Source organism: Clostridiales bacterium, from assembly GCA_017569285.1.
Classification (GTDB): domain Bacteria; phylum Bacillota; class Clostridia; order Christensenellales; family Aristaeellaceae; genus Aristaeella.
The window spans coordinates 430,710-447,130 of sequence record CP069419.1 but is presented as its reverse complement, the minus strand read 5'-3'; the positions used below and the strand labels follow the sequence as shown (position 1 = coordinate 447,130).

Below are 16,421 nucleotides of genomic sequence, written 5' to 3'. Positions count from 1 at the left end.
ACAGATTATGAAAAAGAAGAGATCCCTCATCCTGCGGCTTCTACCGTGGCTGATTATCCTGGCAGCGATTGCGGCACTGATTATCTTCGTATTCGTTCCGATTTATTCCCAGCAGGAAACAAGCTTCGGGGCTGATCCGGTCGTTTATGAATACGAAGGAAAGAACGACCCGCTGAAAATGGAAACAGACCGCCTCCTGTTTGAAATGGATCCTGCGACCACCCAGTTCGCCCTGACCGACAAGAAGACGGGGAAGGTATGGAACTCCAACCCGGCGGACAGGGACAAGGATCCGGTGGCCCGGGGCGTCAACAAGGAAGCCCTGTCCTCCACGCTGAACGTGACCTATACCACCAGCGGCGGTGAAGTCGAGCTGAACAACTTCAGCTATTCCATCCAGAACCAGAACTTTGAGATCGTTCCCGGCGAGGACGGCTCCATCCGGGTGAATTACGCCATCGGCAAAATCGAGAAGAAATTCGTCCTGCCGATTGCGATGACCGAGGAAAGATACGAGCAGTTCACCGGGAATATGAGCAAGAAGAACAAGAAGCAGGTTTCGAGCAACTATTCCCTGTACGAACCCTCCAAGCTGGACAAGAAGGAGAACAAGGAAGAGATTATTGCCCGGTATCCATCCGTGGTTGACCAGGCACTCTATATCCTGAAATCCGACACATCCTCCACCAACAAGGGAAAACTGGAAGCCCTGTTCCGGGATGCCGGATACAACGAGGAAGAGTTTGCGGTTGATATGGAGCTGGTGGCTGAAGCGAAGAGCAACAACGGACCGGTTTTCAACGCGTCTGTGGTTTACCGCCTGGACGGGGACGAACTGGTTGTGGAAGTGCCCTATGACAGCCTCCGGTGCGAGGGTGACTATCCGATGTCGTTCGTCAGCGTGCTGCCGTATTTCGGCGCTGCCGGAACGGATCAGGAAGGATATATGCTGCTTCCGGAAGGCGGCGGCGCCCTGATCAGATACAACAACGGAAAGCTTTCCCAGAGCGCGTATTACGCCAACCTGTACGGATGGGACTACGCCACGGAAAGAAAGGAAGTCATCAGCGAAACGCGGAACGCGTTCCCGGTATTCGGCATGGGACAGCCGGACGGATCGTTTGTATGCGTCATTGAAGGCGCCAGCTCCTATGCCGGAATCAACGCGGATATCGCCGGACGGTTCAACAATTACAACTTTATCTATCCCAAGTACAACGTCATCCATTATGACAAATTCAACGTTTCCAACCGGACCGCGTCCCTGCTGTATATGTACGAGCAGGCCATCCCGAACGACACGGCGGTCCAGCGGTACTTCTTTACGGACAACGACAGCTATGTGGAGCTTGCCAATATCTACAGCCAGTATCTCCGCCGCGATCCGGAACTGCGGAACGAAACGGCCAGCGCGGATATTCCGGTGAATGTGGAACTGGTCGGCGCGATTGACAAGAAAGTACCGAAGCTGGGCATGCCGGTCAAATCGGTTGTGGCACTGACTACATTTGACCAGGCGGGAAGCATCATCGACGAGCTGAAGGACAGCGGCATCAGGGACCTGAACGTCCGGATGACCGGGTGGGCCAACGGCGGCGTCTGGCAGAAGGTACTGACCGGGGTGCATACCCTGAATGAGCTGGGCGGCGACAGCGGCATGAAGAAACTGATCGCCCATGCTTCTGAACAGGGCGTGAACCTGTTCTTTGACGGTATTTCCTGCTTTGCCTATGACAGCGGACTGCTCGATGGTTTCCTTCCGTTCTCAAATGCAGCCCGGTTTACCACCCGTGAACAGGCGATTATTTACAACTATGATATTGTTACCTACCAGCAGGCTGACTGGTCGGGGATGGATCCATATTACCTGGTACGGCCGGAATACGCCCAGAAATGCGCGGATAACCTGATCAACGCGCTGAAGGACCGCAGCGCAGCCGGCGTCGCATTCCGCGATATCGGCAACCTGCTGAGCGCGGACTATTACGCCCAGAACACCATAACCCGGGAACAGGTGAAGGAAATGAATATCAACACCCTCCGGGACGCGGTGGCCAAGGGGCTGAAGATCAGCATCAAGGAAGGCAACAATTACGCCATTCCGTATGCGGATATGATTACCGACATGAACCTGACCGGCAACACCTATGCGATTATCGATCAGCGGATTCCCTTTTACCAGATCGCAATCCACGGAATGAAAGATTACACCGGAGAATCAATCAACCTGGCGGGCGACTACCAGACAGCCCTGCTGGAATGTGCGGAATACGGCGCCGGACTGAATTTCACCTTCATGAAGGAAGATACGCCGGTGCTGCAGGACTCCAAGTATTCCTGCTACCGTTCCGCATCCTATGACCGGTGGAAAGAGATCCTGACGCCGGTGATCCTGCGCTACCAGGCGGAGATGGCCGGACTGAACCGGCAGAATATCACCGGCCATGAACAGCTGTCCAAGGAAGTTTCCGTTACGGAATACGCAGATGGCACCAAGGTATATGTCAACTACAGCAACCGGGATTACAAGGACGGCGGAACCGTGATTCCCGCCAGAGACTATAAGGTTGAAAGGGGGAACGGGCAGTGAGCAAGAAAACGCGGAAACGCCGGGAACACTGGTACAGCGGCATTACGGAAGCCATTCAGATGTATATTCCCGGAAATAAGCTGTACCATACCATGCCGGCCAGGCGCGCCCGGACCGGGACCCTGTTTATCCTTCCGTTCATCATCGGGTTTATCTTCTTTATGGTCCGCCCGCTGGTGATGTCGCTGCAGATGAGCCTGAATGAGGTGAACCTGATCCGCGGCGGCGGTTTCACCATGACGTGGAATGATTTCTACAACTATCATTACGCGCTGCAGACCGACCCGAACTATAACCAGTACCTGGTGGATGAGATCAGCCGGATGGTGATCAACACGATCGCCACCCTGGTGCTGAGCTTCGTAATCGCCGTAATCCTGAACCAGAAGTTCAAGGGACGGATCCTGTGCCGGATCATCTTCTTCCTGCCGGTTATCCTGTCCTCCGGCGTGCTGCCCGGCATCGAAAGCTCCAATGAGTTCTACAACATGATGACGGATATCGGCAACTCGGTGCAGAACTCATCCGGCGTGGATATTGCGGCATCGCTGCAGGAACTGCTGCAGGTTTCCGGTGTGGCCGGCGAAGTATTCGACGTTGTCTTCCAGATGATCAACGCGATTTACGACATTGTTATGGCCAGCGGCATCCAGATCATCGTATTCCTGAGCGGCCTGCAGTCCATCTCCCCGTCACTGTATGAAGCGGCGGATGTGGAAGGCTGCTCCGCATGGGAATCCTTCTGGAAGATCACCTTCCCGATGGTCAGCCCGCTGCTGCTGGTGAACTGCATCTACACGATTATCGACTTCTTCATGAAGAACGACAACCGGGTCATTGAGAAGATCAATGACGTTATGTACGGCGTCCGGATGGACTTCGGCGTGGCTTCCGCCATGAGCTGGATCTACTTCGGCGTTGCCCTGCTGTTCATCGGAATCAGCACATTTATCATCACAAGGGCGGTGAAGTCTTATGAGTAAGGACAACACGGTATTCATCGGGAAAAGCCAGGACTTCTGGACCCGGAACCGCCGCAGTGAAGGATACCTGCTGAAGCGCAGGGTCAAGGAAATTGTGGTTTCCGTTGTCCGCGCACTGCTGATGTTCGGCCTGTGCTTTATGATCATCCAGCCCATGCTGACCCGTTTCTCCATGAGCCTGATGGAGGAGAAAGACCTGTATGACTCCACCATCATCCTGCTTCCGCGCCATGTGACGCTGGACAACTACCGGATTGTGGCGGACCTGACGAGCTTCCCGGAATCCATGATCAACACGCTGTGGATTTCCATTGTGATCTCGATCTGCCAGGTTGTTGCGGCGACCCTGGTGGCTTACGGGTTTGCCCGGTACGAATTCCCGCTGAAGAAATTCTGGTTCGCCTGCGTGGTGCTGCTGATCATCATTCCGCCGCAGACGATCCAGACCTCCCTGTATATCACATTCGCCCAGTTTGACCTGTTCGGAATCATCAAGGCGCTTACGGGCGATACGGTGAACCTGCGGTCCTCAATGGCACCCTACGTCATCATGAGCCTGACCTGCATGGGCCTGAAGAACGGACTGTTCATCTACATGATGCGGCAGTACTTCAAGAACGTTCCGATGAGCCTGGAAGAGGCAGCTTATGTGGACGGCTGCGGCACGATGCATACGTTTGTGAAAATCATGCTGCCGGACGCCGTTCCGACAATTGCCAGCTGTTTCCTGTTCAGCTTTGTATGGCAGTGGACCGACCTGTTCTACTCCCGGAACTTCCTGACCAGCTACCGGACATTCGCCGTGCAGATGAGCACGATGGTCAGCCGGATGGGCCGCTATTTCTCCAGCGACGCCACCCAGTCGGTCATCGTACCGAACGGACGCCAGCTGCAGCTGATTTCCATCGCGGTGCTGTTCTGCTGCATTCCGCTGATCATCCTGTACTGCTTCACGCAGCGGACGTTCGTGGAAAGCCTGGCCATGACGGGCTCCAAGGAGTAACCGGAAAAGTACAGACAACTGACACGAAAATGGCGAAAAAAACCGCAACAATACTTGAATCTTTGTCGGATGTGGTATATAATCTGCCTGCGAGGAAAAAGATCGCATAATAACGCACCTATACGGGCTTTGTGAGAGGTCCGTAAGGAAATAAAAAAGGAGGTTTTCTCGTATGAAGAAAATCCTGGCTCTGGTTCTGGCCGCTATGATGCTGCTGGGTATGTGCAGCGCGATGGCCGAAGCTCCCGAAGGTTATCCCGAAGTGATCGAAGGCCTTGACTTTGGCGGCCGCACGGTCTACATCTATGACTGGTGGGGAAATGACGATGCTGAACACAGCACCCGTCAGGCTGAACCCGATGCTGAAACCCAGGCCCTGTATGACTACCGTGACTGGCTCGAAGCGACCTACAACGTCAAGATCGTTGAGACCGCTCTGAGCGACTGGTCCGGCAACCCCGCTGAACTGACCAACATCAACATGAATGGCGGTCTGAACGGCAAGGGCGATGAAGGCGACTGGTGCATCATCGCGATCGCGGCTGACTTTGCTCCCGCGACCCTGAAGAATGACCTGTATATGCCCTGGACCATCGACCTGTCCGCTGAAAAGTGGAATCCTGTTACCACCAACTTCATGACCAAGGACGGCAAGGTCCTGGGCGTGCACGTTGGCAAGACCGAGCCCCGCAGCTGCCTGTTCTTCAACAAGCGCGTGCTGGAAGAGGCCGGTATCGACTGGAACACCATCTATGACATGCAGGCGGACGGCACCTGGACCTGGGAAGCATGGGAAAACATCATGGACCAGGTACAGCGTGACACCGACAACGACGGCATCATCGACATCTACGGCCTGACCGGTTCCGGTGATGACATGGCGGTTGCCCTGGTGTTCGCCAATGGCGCTTCCTTCTTCGACAAGGACGAAAACGGCAAGATCACCCTGGCCGTTGACAGCCAGGCTGCCCTGGACGCTCTGGATGAGCGCGTCAAGGTTTGGGACAAGTACGCCTGCCCGACGCCCGAAGGCGCCAACTGGGACTGGTTCAAGACCTATTGGGAAGAAGGCACCTCCGCGTTCTACGCCGGCCAGACCTGGCAGGGCTTCAACGACGGTGCTGAAATGGATGACATGCAGGACGAGTGGGGCGCTGTGATGGTTCCGAAGGGACCCAATGCTGAGACCTACAAGGCCATGGCTTGCGACAACATCTACGGCATCCCGAACGTCTACAGCCCCGAAGTTTCCGAGAAGATCCAGATGATCTATGACCTGTACACCGACGATGTGCCTGGCACCGATTCCGAAGACAACTGGATCGGCAACAAGTACAACAAGACCGACGAGCGTGCTGTTGACGAGACCTACGCCATGATGCGTGAGCCCGAGCACAGCGCTCCGAACTACACCTTCAACCTGGGCTCCACCAACGACGTGCTGGGCAGCGCGCTGCTGTGGGGACCGATCAACAGCAAGGGACCGGCCCAGGCTGTTGAAGAATCCAAGGGATTCTGGCAGGATCTGATGGACGTGTTCAATGGCGTCAAGACTCAGGAAGAAGTTGACGCTGAGAACGCTGCTGAAGAAGCTGCTGCCGCTGCTGCCGCTGCAGAAGCTGCTGAAGAGGCTCCCGCTGCTGAATAATTCAGCTGAATTCAGATTCATTGTCTGAGTTTCCGGGCCGCCGCACAAGATGTGCGGCGGCCTTTTTGTATTCATAAAACCCCACGCTAGGCGTGGGGTTCGGGAGAGCTTATAGCTATGCGAATGAAAGAGAAACTCCTTTTGCTATAATGCCAATGCGGTCTGCCAACTGCAAAGGAGCAAAAGGAGGTCATTAGATGGCTAACGACTTACAGAGTTTAGCACACACGAGATGGAACTGCAAATATCACATAGTGTTTGCGCCGAAGTATCGAAGGATGGTGTTTTACGGGGAAAAGAAAACGGAGATCGGAAAGATCATCCGACAGTTATGTGAATGGAAAGGTGTAGAAATCCATGAAGCAGAGGTATGCCCGGATCATATCCACATGTTGGTGAGCATACCACCCAAGGTAGCGGTATCAAGTTTCATGGGTTACCTGAAAGGAAAAAGCAGTGTGTTAATCTACGAAAAGTTTGGGGAACTAAAGTACAAGTACAGGAACCGTGAATTTTGGTGCCGGGGGTATTACGTAGATACGGTAGGAAAGAATACTAAGGCAATCGCAGAGTATATCCGGCATTAGTTGGAAGAGGACAAGATGGGAGAACAGTTAACAATGCTGGGAAAGGCCAACGATAACCCGTTTACGGGTGGCCAGTAACTGTCTACGCGGTTGGCAGACCGTAATTGCGCCTGCGAGGGCGCGGGCTAGTATTCTAGGCCTATGGCCGCATAAGAAAAGCCACCGGCTACGCCGGTTTTACTTCATGCCCTGCGGGGACAATGAAAAAAAGAGCCCCAAAGGGCCTGCAGATAATCAAATAATTCTCCTTGTATATTTCCGGAAACAGTGATACAATGCCGTCCGGCAGAAGCGGAAACGCATTTCTGCCGGCGAATTCCGGAGTATGAAAGGGAAGCGTTAAGGAGAAAATGCAGGAACTTTTATTAATCTCAATGGCACTGTTTGCCGGGCTCCTGATGACCCGGCTGTTTGTGAAATTAAAGCTGCCGGACGTGACGGCATACCTGGTAGCCGGCGTGCTGATCGGACCGTGTGTGCTGGGCCGGACAGGGATCGGATTCACTACGTCTGCGCAGGTAGACTCACTGGCCGTGATCAGCGATGTGGCACTGGGCTTTATCGCGTTTGCGATCGGTCATGAATTCCGCCTGTCCGAACTGAAGCATACCGGGAAGCAGGCAACGATCATCGGTATCCTGCAGGCGGTGATCACCACGATCGTTGTGGACGCAGTGCTGATTGGACTCCATTTTATCAATCCCGAAATAATCAGCCTGCCGGTGGCGATCACCCTGGGCGCGATCGCTGCCGCTACCGCACCGGCAGCCACCCTGATGGTCGTGCGCCAGTACAAGGCCAAAGGTCCGGTAACTGACGTCCTGCTGCCGGTCGTCGCGCTGGATGACGCGGTCGGCCTGGTCGTGTTTGCCGTTTCTTTCGGTATTGCACAGTCGATGGAAAACGGGACCGCCAATGTTGCCGCCCTGATTATTGAACCGCTGATGGAAGTGGTACTGTCCCTGGGCTTCGGCGGAATCGTCGGATTCCTGCTGACATTCCTGGAGCGGTACTTCCATTCCCACCGGAACCGTAACGCACTGATAGTCGGCAGCGTAATGCTGACCGTGGCGGTGAGCCAGCTGAAGATCCCGGTCGGAAGCTTCACTTTCGGTTTTTCCTCGCTGCTGGTGTGCATGATGCTGGGTACGGTGTTCTGCAATTACTGCCCGCTGAGCGAGGACCTGATGCTGCAGGCGGACCGCTGGTCCGGCCCGGCGCTGACCCTTTTCTTTGTGCTGAGCGGATCGGCCCTGCAGTTTGACGTGTTCTCCGATATTACCGTGGTTCTGATCGGCCTGATCTATATCGTTGCCCGTTCCATCGGCAAATACCTGGGCGCGCGGCTGTCCTCCGACCTGGCGCATAGTCCCGAAACCGTACGGAAATATCTGGGAATCACGCTGCTGCCGCAGGCCGGCGTCGCACTGGGAATGTGCACAACCGCATACCGGCTGCTGGGCGGCGGCCCCGGGACACTGATCCGGAATATTGTCCTGTTCTCTGTGCTGGTCTACGAGCTGATCGGCCCGAGCCTGACGAAGATGGCCCTGACCAAGGCCGGCGATATCCAGGCGATTCCGCAGGAAGTGAAAGCGCGCCGCAAGAAGCAGCTGGAAGCGGTCACCAAGCCGGTTCCCCCCCAGTTTGACAAGTAAATTGAAAAAAGACCGGAAATCCGGTCTTTTTTCATGTGCGGAAACGGTTAACGAAGTGACTGCCTTTCCGTTCCGGAACGGCGGATGAAGGTGGCGGCAATTGCGACAGCCGCACCGACTGCGCATATTGCAACCGCAGTCAGCATGGTCGGACGGACACCGACGGTATCGAACATCCGGCCGCCGATCAGGCTGGACAATACCGAACCGATATTGGTCATACTGAAGGCCAGACTCTGGGCCTTGGCAGAATCTTTCCGGTCCACGACCTGATCCGCATAGCTGACGATGAGGACCGTGTAGAGCGCATAGCTGGGAGCCTGCAGTGTACGGGCGGCAAAGAGCAGCGGGACATTCGGCGCCAGTGCGTATGCCAGCAGTTTGATCACGAAAAAGATGAAGGATGCCCGGATATACTGAACCGTGGTCCAGCGCTTCGGAAGGCGGGACGCGAACATCATAACCGGGACTTCCACAATGGCGGTGTACGCGGCAAGATAACCCATGATGGCTTCTCCTCCGCCGACATTCCGGACCACATTGATGAGGAAATTGCCATCGATATTATGCGCGATATAAATGAATATCGTACCGAACAGCATGAGCCCGAAAGCTTTGTTCTCCCGGAAGAAGCCGACCAGCGAAGTGGACCTGGCGGAAACCGCGGCGCTGTCTGCGGGCAGGAGGGCTTCCGCCTGCCGGAGATCCCGGTCCACCAGCCGGTTGCCAAAAAGCTGGAGAGCTGTGACCGCCAGGCCGGCGAAGGGCAGCATCCGGTAGCCGAGCTTTTCTGTCAGAAATCCCAGGATGGTGGAAAGAATGACAAAGGAAAAGCTTCCCATGGAACGGGCAAAACCAAAGTTGAAATCGGTTTTCGCGTGCTCCAGGCGGACGCACAGGTCCAGGTTGACCGCGTTGACCGGCAATGCAATAGCGATATAAAGCGTGAAACAGACGGAGCAGATAATCCCCTTGACCGGGCTGATCCGGAGCAGGACGAGCAGGGCTGCCTGGAGGGCCAACAGCACAGTGATGACATGCGCATGGCGGATATTCCGGTTGCGGTCAATCCAGGCACCGAGGGCCGGGCCCAGGACCGCTCCGACAATATTGCCGACTGCCATAATCAGCCCCAGTTCCATATTGGTGTAGCCGGCTCCCTGAAGGAATACTGCCGCATACTGGACAAAGACGCAGAAGGAGCTCCAGAAGCCGGCTGTGATGATCATATAGTGGAATGTGACCGGTGAGATCCGCTTTTTCATAAAAACGACCTTTCATGTATGGGATGGGGAATGGTTCAGAATCAGCTGTTGACGCAATTTCTCGGCGTTCCGCTGTCAAACGCCCGGATATTCAGGATCATCTCCTGCAGGCAGCGCTGCCGGGCTTCCAGGGCACCCCAGGCCATGTGCGGGGTCAGGCACACCCGGTCATCCGACCGGATGGCGTAAAACGGATGATCTTCCGGGAACGGTTCCTGTGTGTAAACATCGATTCCCAGGCCGCCGAGCCGGTTTTCCAGGACTGCGTCCGCCAGGGCCTGCTCATCGGCGACCGCACCGCGTGCCACATTGATAAACAGCGCATCTGGCTTCATCAGGGAGATCATTTCCCGGGAGAAAAGTCCGCGCGTTTCGCTGCTGAGCGGAAGGTGCACGCTGATGATGTCGGATTGCCGGCAAAGGGACGGGAGATCCACGCATTCCACATCCGGCGCGGGCGTCCGTTTATAGGCAATGACCCGGCAGCCCAGCGCGCGGGCGATGGCCGCGACTTTCCGGCCGATATTGCCGTAACCGGCGATTCCCCAGGTTTTCCCGGCAAGCTCATGGAAGGCAGGCGACAGTTTGTTGGCGATTCCGCTCCGGGTATAATCACCTGTCCGGACGGCACGGGTATACTCCGGAAGGCGGTTGGTGAGGTACAGCGCCATGGCTGCCGTGAGCTGGGCGACGCTGTCCGTGGAATACCCGACCACATTGGAAACCGTGATTCCGTTTTCTCGGCACCAGGCAGTATCAATATTGTCATATCCGGTGGCGGCCACACAGATCAGCCGGACCCGGCTGCCGGAAAGGTTGGATTCGTTCAGGCGGATTTTATTGATGATGATGGCATCGGCTTCCCGGACACGTGCAGCCACTTCATCCGGCGCCGTGGTCTGCCAGACCGTGACATCCCCGACTTCATCCAGGGGAGCAAGGGAAAGATCACTGCCGAGCGTGGCAGCATCGAGCACAACAATACGCATTGGACCAGCCTCCGGGAATGATTTCTGATAAGCCATCATACCATAGATCGGATGGAAAGAGAAGATATCGGGCAATATGAACCGGTTGCACGCGGAAAGAAGTACATGTATAATAACAATAATCCAAAAACAGAAAAAACAGGAGAGGAACCGGCAATGAACATCACAAAGGATATCCGCTATATCGGCGTCAACGACCACCAGATCGACCTGTTTGAGGGACAGTATATTGTTCCTGAAGGCATGGCATATAATTCCTACGTTATCCTGGACCGGCAGGTTGCCGTGATGGACAGCGTGGACCGGCATTTCGGCACGGAATGGCTGAACAACCTTGCAGAAGCACTGGAAGACCGGCAGCCGGATTACCTGGTTGTCCAACACATGGAACCGGACCATTCCGCCAATATCCGCGCCTTTGCGGAAAAATACCCGCAGGCGAAAATCGTCGCTTCTGCCAAGGCGTTCACGATGATGAAGAACTTCTACGGGGATGACTTCGCCGAAAGGCGGATTGTGGCCGGCGAGGGGGATACGCTGGATCTGGGGACCCATACCCTGAAGTTCATCACAGCTCCGATGGTTCACTGGCCGGAAGTCATCATGACTTATGACTGCACGGACAAGGTGCTGTTTTCCGCGGACGCGTTCGGCAAGTTCGGCGCGCTGGACGCGGAGGATCCGGAAGGCTGGGCCTGCGAAGCCAGGCGGTATTATTTCGGCATCGTCGGAAAGTACGGCGCTCAGGTGCAAGCCCTGCTGAAAAAGGCGGCGGCACTGGAAATCAATACGATCTGCCCGCTGCATGGACCGGTGCTGGATGAAGACCTGAGCACGTACCTGAACCTGTACCAGACCTGGTCCTCCTACGGCGTGGAAAGCGAAGGCGTCGTGATCTGCTATACTTCCGTATACGGCAACACGGAAAAGGCTGTGGAGCTGCTTGCGGAGAAGCTGAAGGAGAAGGGATGCCCGAAGGTGGCGGTGAATGACCTGGCGCGGTGCGATATGCCCGAAGCCGTTGAGGATGCGTTCCGCTACGGGAAGCTGGTCCTGGCAACCACCACCTACAACGCGGAGATTTTCCCCTTTATGAAGCAATTCATTGACCACCTGACGGAGCGCGGCTTCCGGGGCCGGAAGATCGGCCTGATTGAGAACGGCAGCTGGGCGCCGATGGCGGCCAAGGTGATGCGCGGCATGCTGGAAGGGTGCAAAGACACCACATTTGCCGAGACCACTGTGCGGATCATGTCCGCAATGAACGAGGAAAACAAAGCCCAGATTGAAAAACTGGCGGAAGAGATGCTGTAAAGCAACGGAAATACCAGAAAAGCCGGACCGGAGGACGGATGTCCTGCCGGACCGGCTTTTTTGATGGATGTTTTCAGCGGCGCATGCAGTTGATATCCACCAGTTCCGTGTTTTCCAGGGTAAAGCGGGAACCCAGGATATCCATCAGCGCATTGGCGGTATCCAGGGACGTCATGCAGGGAATCCCGAGCACCATGGCCCGGCGGTGGAGCGCGGTATAATCGCCCACGGTATCATCCTTGACAGCGCCGGTGTAGATGATGTAGTTTACAGAACCGTTTTCCATGAGCCCGAAAATCTCATCGCTGATTTTCGGATCCGCGACCGGGGTGACATGGATGCCGACGGCCGAGATCGCGCGTGCGGTGTCCTTGGTGGCATAAACACTGATTCCCTGGTCATAGCAGCGTTTGGCGACGGCAATCGCATCCGGGAAATCCTCATCTTCCACAGACAGCAGGACACCGGTTTTGTCCTTCTCCCGGGCAGTGGGCAGGTGGAAACCGGCGGCGGACAGCCCTTTGAACAGCGCTTCCGCCTTGGTGATGCCGATGCCGAGGACTTCACCGGTGGACTTCATTTCCGGACCGAGGATGGAGTCAGCATCGTTCAGCTTCTCAAAGGAGAAGACCGGAACCTTGATGGCGCAGTACGGCGGGGCCTTGTACAGTCCCGTACCGAAGCCCAGGTCCTTCAGCGGCTCATCCAGCATGACGCGGGAAGCCAGGTCCACCATCGGGACACCCGTGACCTTGGAAATATACGGCACAGTGCGGGATGCCCGGGGATTCACCTCGATGACATACAGCTCATTATCGAAGATCAGGTACTGGATATTGACCAGGCCTTTGGTACCCAGCGCCAGGGCCAGCTTGGTGGAGATATCGCAGATCTTTTCCTGAAACTTTTCTGTAAGGTTGAAGGGCGGATAGACGGCGATGGAGTCGCCGCTGTGGACACCGGCCCGTTCAATATGTTCCATGATACCGGGAATCAGGACATCACGGCCGTCGGAGATGACATCGACCTCCAGCTCGATTCCGGGGAGATACTGATCCACGAGAACCGGATTCTCGATCCCGCCGGCCAGGATGCGGCGCATATAATCCTCCGTATGTGCCCGGCTGCGGGAAATGGTCATGTTCTGGCCGCCGATGACGTAAGAGGGGCGGAGCAGGACCGGATAACCGAGCTCTTCCGCCGCAGCAACCGCTTCCTCCATCGTGCGGACGCCCATGCCGCGGGGACGGCGGATGCCGAACTGCTCCAGCAGCGCGTCGAAGCGCTCCCGGTCTTCCGCAATATCGATGGATTCGGCGCTGGTGCCCAGGATCCGGATGCCCTGTGAATTCAGAAACTGGGTGAGCTTGATGGCAGTCTGGCCGCCAAAGGCAACCACGACGCCCACGGGCTTTTCCACTTCGATGACGTTCATGACATCTTCCGGGGTAAGAGGCTCAAAGTAGAGCCGGTCCGCGGTGTCATAGTCGGTGGAGACAGTTTCCGGGTTGTTGTTGATGATGACCACATCATAGCCGATGCGGCGTAGCGTCCAGACGCAGTGCACCGAGGAATAGTCGAACTCGATGCCCTGGCCGATCCGGATGGGACCGGAACCCAGCACGATGACCACCGGACGGCCGGAACGTTTGAGGCTGCGGGATTCGCAGGCCTTGTCCGTGCAGGAGTAGAAGTAGGGAGTCTCCGCGGCAAATTCCGCGCCGCAGGTATCCACCATTTTGTAGCTCATTTTCCAGCCGGGGACTGATTCTGCGCCGGTAATGCGCTTGATGGCATTGTCCGGATAGCCCATGCGCTTGAAGCACTCATAATCCCCGGGCTGCAGGCCTTTGCCCTGCTTCCGCTGTTCCAGCTCCGCCATGGCGCGGAGACGGTACAGGAAGAAACGGTCGATTTTCGTGATCTCAAAGATCTCATCAACGGTCATGCCCTGCTTCAGGGCTTCGAAGACCGTGAAGAGCCGGCGGTCGTCCTGACGGGCCAGGCGGTCGCGGACCGGTTCATCCGTGAGCGGCGGAGCATTAAGCGTATCGAGGGAAATCTCCGCGCCGCGGACCGCTTTCATCAGGGCCTCCTCAAAGCGCTGGCCGATGGCCATGACTTCGCCGGTTGCTTTCATCTGGGTGCCCAGGCGGCGGGAGGAACCGTAGAACTTATCAAAGGGCCACTTCGGGAATTTGACGACCACATAGTCCACGGTCGGCTCGAAGCAGGCACAGGTTTTTCCGGTGATGTCATTGGTGATTTCATCCAGGGTGTAGCCCAGGGCGAGGCGGGTGGTGATCTTTGCGATCGGATAGCCGGTGGCCTTGCTGGCCAGGGCGGAGGAACGGCTGACGCGGGGATTGACTTCAATGACCGCGTACTCAAAGGAATCCGGATTCAGCGCAAACTGGCAGTTGCATCCGCCGACGATTCCGATGGCGCTGATGATATCCAGCGAGGCGGTGCGGAGCATCTGGTATTCCTTGTCGGAAAGGGTCAGCGCCGGAGCAACGACCACGCTGTCGCCGGTATGGATGCCGACCGGGTCCACATTTTCCATGGAGCAGACGGCAATCACATTGCCCTGCGCATCCCGCATGGCTTCAAACTCGATTTCCTTCCAGCCGGAGATACATTTTTCCACCAGGATCTGCGTGATGGGAGACGCATCCAGGCCGGTACGGGCGATCTGGCGCATTTCCGATTCATCCGCGGCGATACCGCCGCCGCTGCCGCCCAGCGTGTAGGCGGGACGCACAATGACCGGGTAACCGATGTCCGAGGCTGCCCTGAGGGCGTCTTCCAGTGTTTCCGCAATTTCAGAGGGGACACAGGGCTGGCCGGCGTTCAACATGGTTTCCCGGAACTTTTCGCGGTCTTCCGCCCGCTCGATGGCTTCAATGGGAGAACCGAGCAGGCGGACTCCGAATTCATCCAGCGTGCCGTTGCGGCTCAGCTGCATGGCCAGCGTCAGGCCGGTCTGTCCGCCGAGGCCGGCGATCAGCCCGTCCGGGCGTTCCTTTTCAATGACACGGCGGACGGTGGCGGCATTCAGCGGCTCCAGGTAGATTTCATCCGCCAGGTGCTGGTCCGTCATGATGGTGGCGGGGTTGGAGTTGACCAGCACCACGTTGATACCTTCCGCTTTCAGCACGCGGCAGGCCTGGGCACCGGCATAGTCGAATTCGGCAGCCTGGCCGATCACGATCGGGCCGGAGCCGATCACCAGGACTTTTTTGATGGATGCATCCTTAGGCATTCTTCATCATCCTTTCCACAAAACGATCGAACAGGACCGCAGTATCCCTTGGACCGGACGCGGCCTCGGGGTGGAACTGGACAGTGAAACAGTTCAGGTCCGGGTAATCCATTCCCTCACAGCTGCCGTCATTGGCATTCCGGAAGGATTCCGTTCCGATTCCCTTCAGGGAATCCGCCACAACGGCATATCCGTGGTTCTGGGAGGTGATATAGGTCCGGCCGGCGGCCAGGTCGCGGACCGGCTGGTTGCCGCCGCGGTGGCCGTATTTCAGCTTGACCGTATCCCCGCCGAGCGCGAGGGCGGCCAGCTGATGGCCGAGGCAGATGCCGAAGACCGGCTTTTTCCCGATCAGCTTTTTCAGCTCGGCGATACAAGCGGTATTTTCCTTGGGATCCCCGGGGCCGTTGGACAGCATGATTCCGTCTGCGCCGGAAGCCAGGATGGTTTCCGCCGTGGTGGCTGCCGGCCATACCGTGACGGAACAGCCCCGCTTCTGCAGGCTGCGGATGATATTGTGCTTTGCGCCGTAATCGATCAGGGCCACCCTGCACTTTTCCGTCCCGTCGGACGGGAAGAACTCCTTTATATTGGAGGAAACGGAAACCACGGCGTTCCGGACGGAGAAGGAACGGATTTCAGCCAGATCCGCGGGGATTTCATCACAGATCATCGCGTTCATTACGCCTTCTTCCCGGGTGATGCGGACGATCTCCCGGGTATCCACCCCGCACAGGCCGGGGATGCCTTTGGCCACCAGGTACTCATTCAGCGGATAGGCGGAACGGAAGTTGGAAGGCGTATCGCACAGTTCCCGGACGATATAGCCGAAAAGCGTGCTGTTTCCTTCGAAGTCCTCCTCGATGACACCGTAATTACCGATCAGCGGGAAGGTCTGGGTGACGATCTGGCCGAAGTAACTGGGGTCGGTCAGCGTTTCCAGGTAGCCTTCCATACCGGTGGTGAACACCAGTTCACCAATCCGGTCAATATGCGCGCCGATGCGGCGGCCTTCAAAGACAGTGCCATTGGCCAGAACAAGATATGACATACAGCGTCCTCCGGATTTTTATAAATTCTGCGGACTGCGCAGGGAATACCGGGATATGGGAGCCGAAA

Annotated in this window: 10 protein-coding genes and 1 pseudogene; 7 read left to right on the top strand and 4 right to left on the bottom strand. The window is 56.5% G+C overall.

Annotation, left to right across the window (positions count from 1 at the left end; translation table 11 throughout):
• Positions 1 to 7 precede the first annotated feature (7 nt).
• The 6 genes and pseudogenes from JNO48_02050 (at position 8) to JNO48_02025 (ending at position 8,469) form a co-directional block, all read left to right on the top strand.
• The gene (locus JNO48_02050; GenBank protein QTE68717.1) at positions 8 to 2,590 is read left to right on the top strand and encodes a hypothetical protein; all 2,583 of its coding nucleotides are present in this window, start codon (positions 8 to 10) and stop codon (positions 2,588 to 2,590) included.
• Between the two features lie 59 nt (positions 2,591 to 2,649).
• A complete protein-coding gene (locus JNO48_02045) occupies positions 2,650 to 3,573 on the top strand; it encodes a sugar ABC transporter permease (GenBank protein ID QTE69656.1) in 924 nt (307 codons plus the stop codon).
• The gene (locus JNO48_02040) at positions 3,566 to 4,576 is read left to right on the top strand and encodes a carbohydrate ABC transporter permease (GenBank protein ID QTE68716.1); all 1,011 of its coding nucleotides are present in this window, start codon (positions 3,566 to 3,568) and stop codon (positions 4,574 to 4,576) included. Before JNO48_02045 ends, JNO48_02040 begins: the two co-directional genes overlap by 8 nt.
• A 172-nt stretch (positions 4,577 to 4,748) precedes the next feature.
• Positions 4,749 to 6,224 (top strand): hypothetical protein, encoded by a 1,476-nt coding sequence (locus tag JNO48_02035; GenBank protein ID QTE68715.1) that lies wholly within the window; start codon positions 4,749 to 4,751, stop codon positions 6,222 to 6,224.
• Positions 6,225 to 6,421: 197 nt separating this feature from the next.
• Positions 6,422 to 6,808: pseudogene (gene tnpA / locus JNO48_02030) on the top strand (IS200/IS605 family transposase).
• Between the two features lie 353 nt (positions 6,809 to 7,161).
• Positions 7,162 to 8,469, top strand: a complete 1,308-nt coding sequence (locus JNO48_02025; GenBank protein ID QTE68714.1) for a cation:proton antiporter — start codon at positions 7,162 to 7,164, stop codon at positions 8,467 to 8,469.
• Positions 8,470 to 8,516: 47 nt separating this feature from the next.
• On the opposite strand, the gene JNO48_02020 is transcribed toward JNO48_02025, so the two are convergent.
• Together JNO48_02020 and JNO48_02015 are read right to left on the bottom strand one after the other, a co-directional pair.
• Positions 8,517 to 9,734, bottom strand: a complete 1,218-nt coding sequence (locus tag JNO48_02020) for an MFS transporter (protein QTE68713.1) — start codon at positions 9,732 to 9,734, stop codon at positions 8,517 to 8,519.
• A 41-nt stretch (positions 9,735 to 9,775) separates the two neighbouring features.
• Entirely contained in the window at positions 9,776 to 10,723 is a 948-nt protein-coding gene (locus tag JNO48_02015) for a hydroxyacid dehydrogenase (GenBank protein QTE68712.1), read from the bottom strand.
• A 156-nt stretch (positions 10,724 to 10,879) separates the two neighbouring features.
• On the opposite strand from JNO48_02015, the gene JNO48_02010 reads away from it, so the two are divergent.
• Positions 10,880 to 12,037 (top strand): FprA family A-type flavoprotein, encoded by a 1,158-nt coding sequence (locus JNO48_02010; GenBank protein QTE68711.1) that lies wholly within the window; start codon positions 10,880 to 10,882, stop codon positions 12,035 to 12,037.
• 73 nt (positions 12,038 to 12,110) lie between these two features.
• Here JNO48_02010 and carB read toward each other — a convergent pair whose 3' ends face one another.
• Both carB and JNO48_02000 read right to left on the bottom strand, forming a co-directional pair.
• On the bottom strand, positions 12,111 to 15,302 hold the full coding sequence (carB, locus tag JNO48_02005; protein QTE68710.1) for a carbamoyl-phosphate synthase large subunit: 3,192 nt from the start codon (positions 15,300 to 15,302) through the stop codon (positions 12,111 to 12,113).
• Complete coding sequence (locus JNO48_02000) at positions 15,295 to 16,353, bottom strand: carbamoyl phosphate synthase small subunit (protein QTE68709.1); 1,059 nt, start codon at positions 16,351 to 16,353, stop codon at positions 15,295 to 15,297. The genes carB and JNO48_02000 overlap by 8 nt, the downstream gene beginning before the upstream one ends.
• Positions 16,354 to 16,421 lie beyond the last annotated feature (68 nt).

Coding starts and splice junctions, on each gene's coding strand:
- carB (QTE68710.1), bottom strand. CDS start 15,302: ATGCCTAAGGATGCATCCATCAAAAAAGTCCTGGTGATCGGCTCCGGC.
- JNO48_02025 (QTE68714.1), top strand. CDS start 7,162: ATGCAGGAACTTTTATTAATCTCAATGGCACTGTTTGCCGGGCTCCTG.
- JNO48_02010 (QTE68711.1), top strand. CDS start 10,880: ATGAACATCACAAAGGATATCCGCTATATCGGCGTCAACGACCACCAG.
- JNO48_02000 (QTE68709.1), bottom strand. CDS start 16,353: ATGTCATATCTTGTTCTGGCCAATGGCACTGTCTTTGAAGGCCGCCGC.
- JNO48_02050 (QTE68717.1), top strand. CDS start 8: ATGAAAAAGAAGAGATCCCTCATCCTGCGGCTTCTACCGTGGCTGATT.
- JNO48_02020 (QTE68713.1), bottom strand. CDS start 9,734: ATGAAAAAGCGGATCTCACCGGTCACATTCCACTATATGATCATCACA.
- JNO48_02040 (QTE68716.1), top strand. CDS start 3,566: ATGAGTAAGGACAACACGGTATTCATCGGGAAAAGCCAGGACTTCTGG.
- JNO48_02015 (QTE68712.1), bottom strand. CDS start 10,723: ATGCGTATTGTTGTGCTCGATGCTGCCACGCTCGGCAGTGATCTTTCC.
- JNO48_02045 (QTE69656.1), top strand. CDS start 2,650: ATGTATATTCCCGGAAATAAGCTGTACCATACCATGCCGGCCAGGCGC.
- JNO48_02035 (QTE68715.1), top strand. CDS start 4,749: ATGAAGAAAATCCTGGCTCTGGTTCTGGCCGCTATGATGCTGCTGGGT.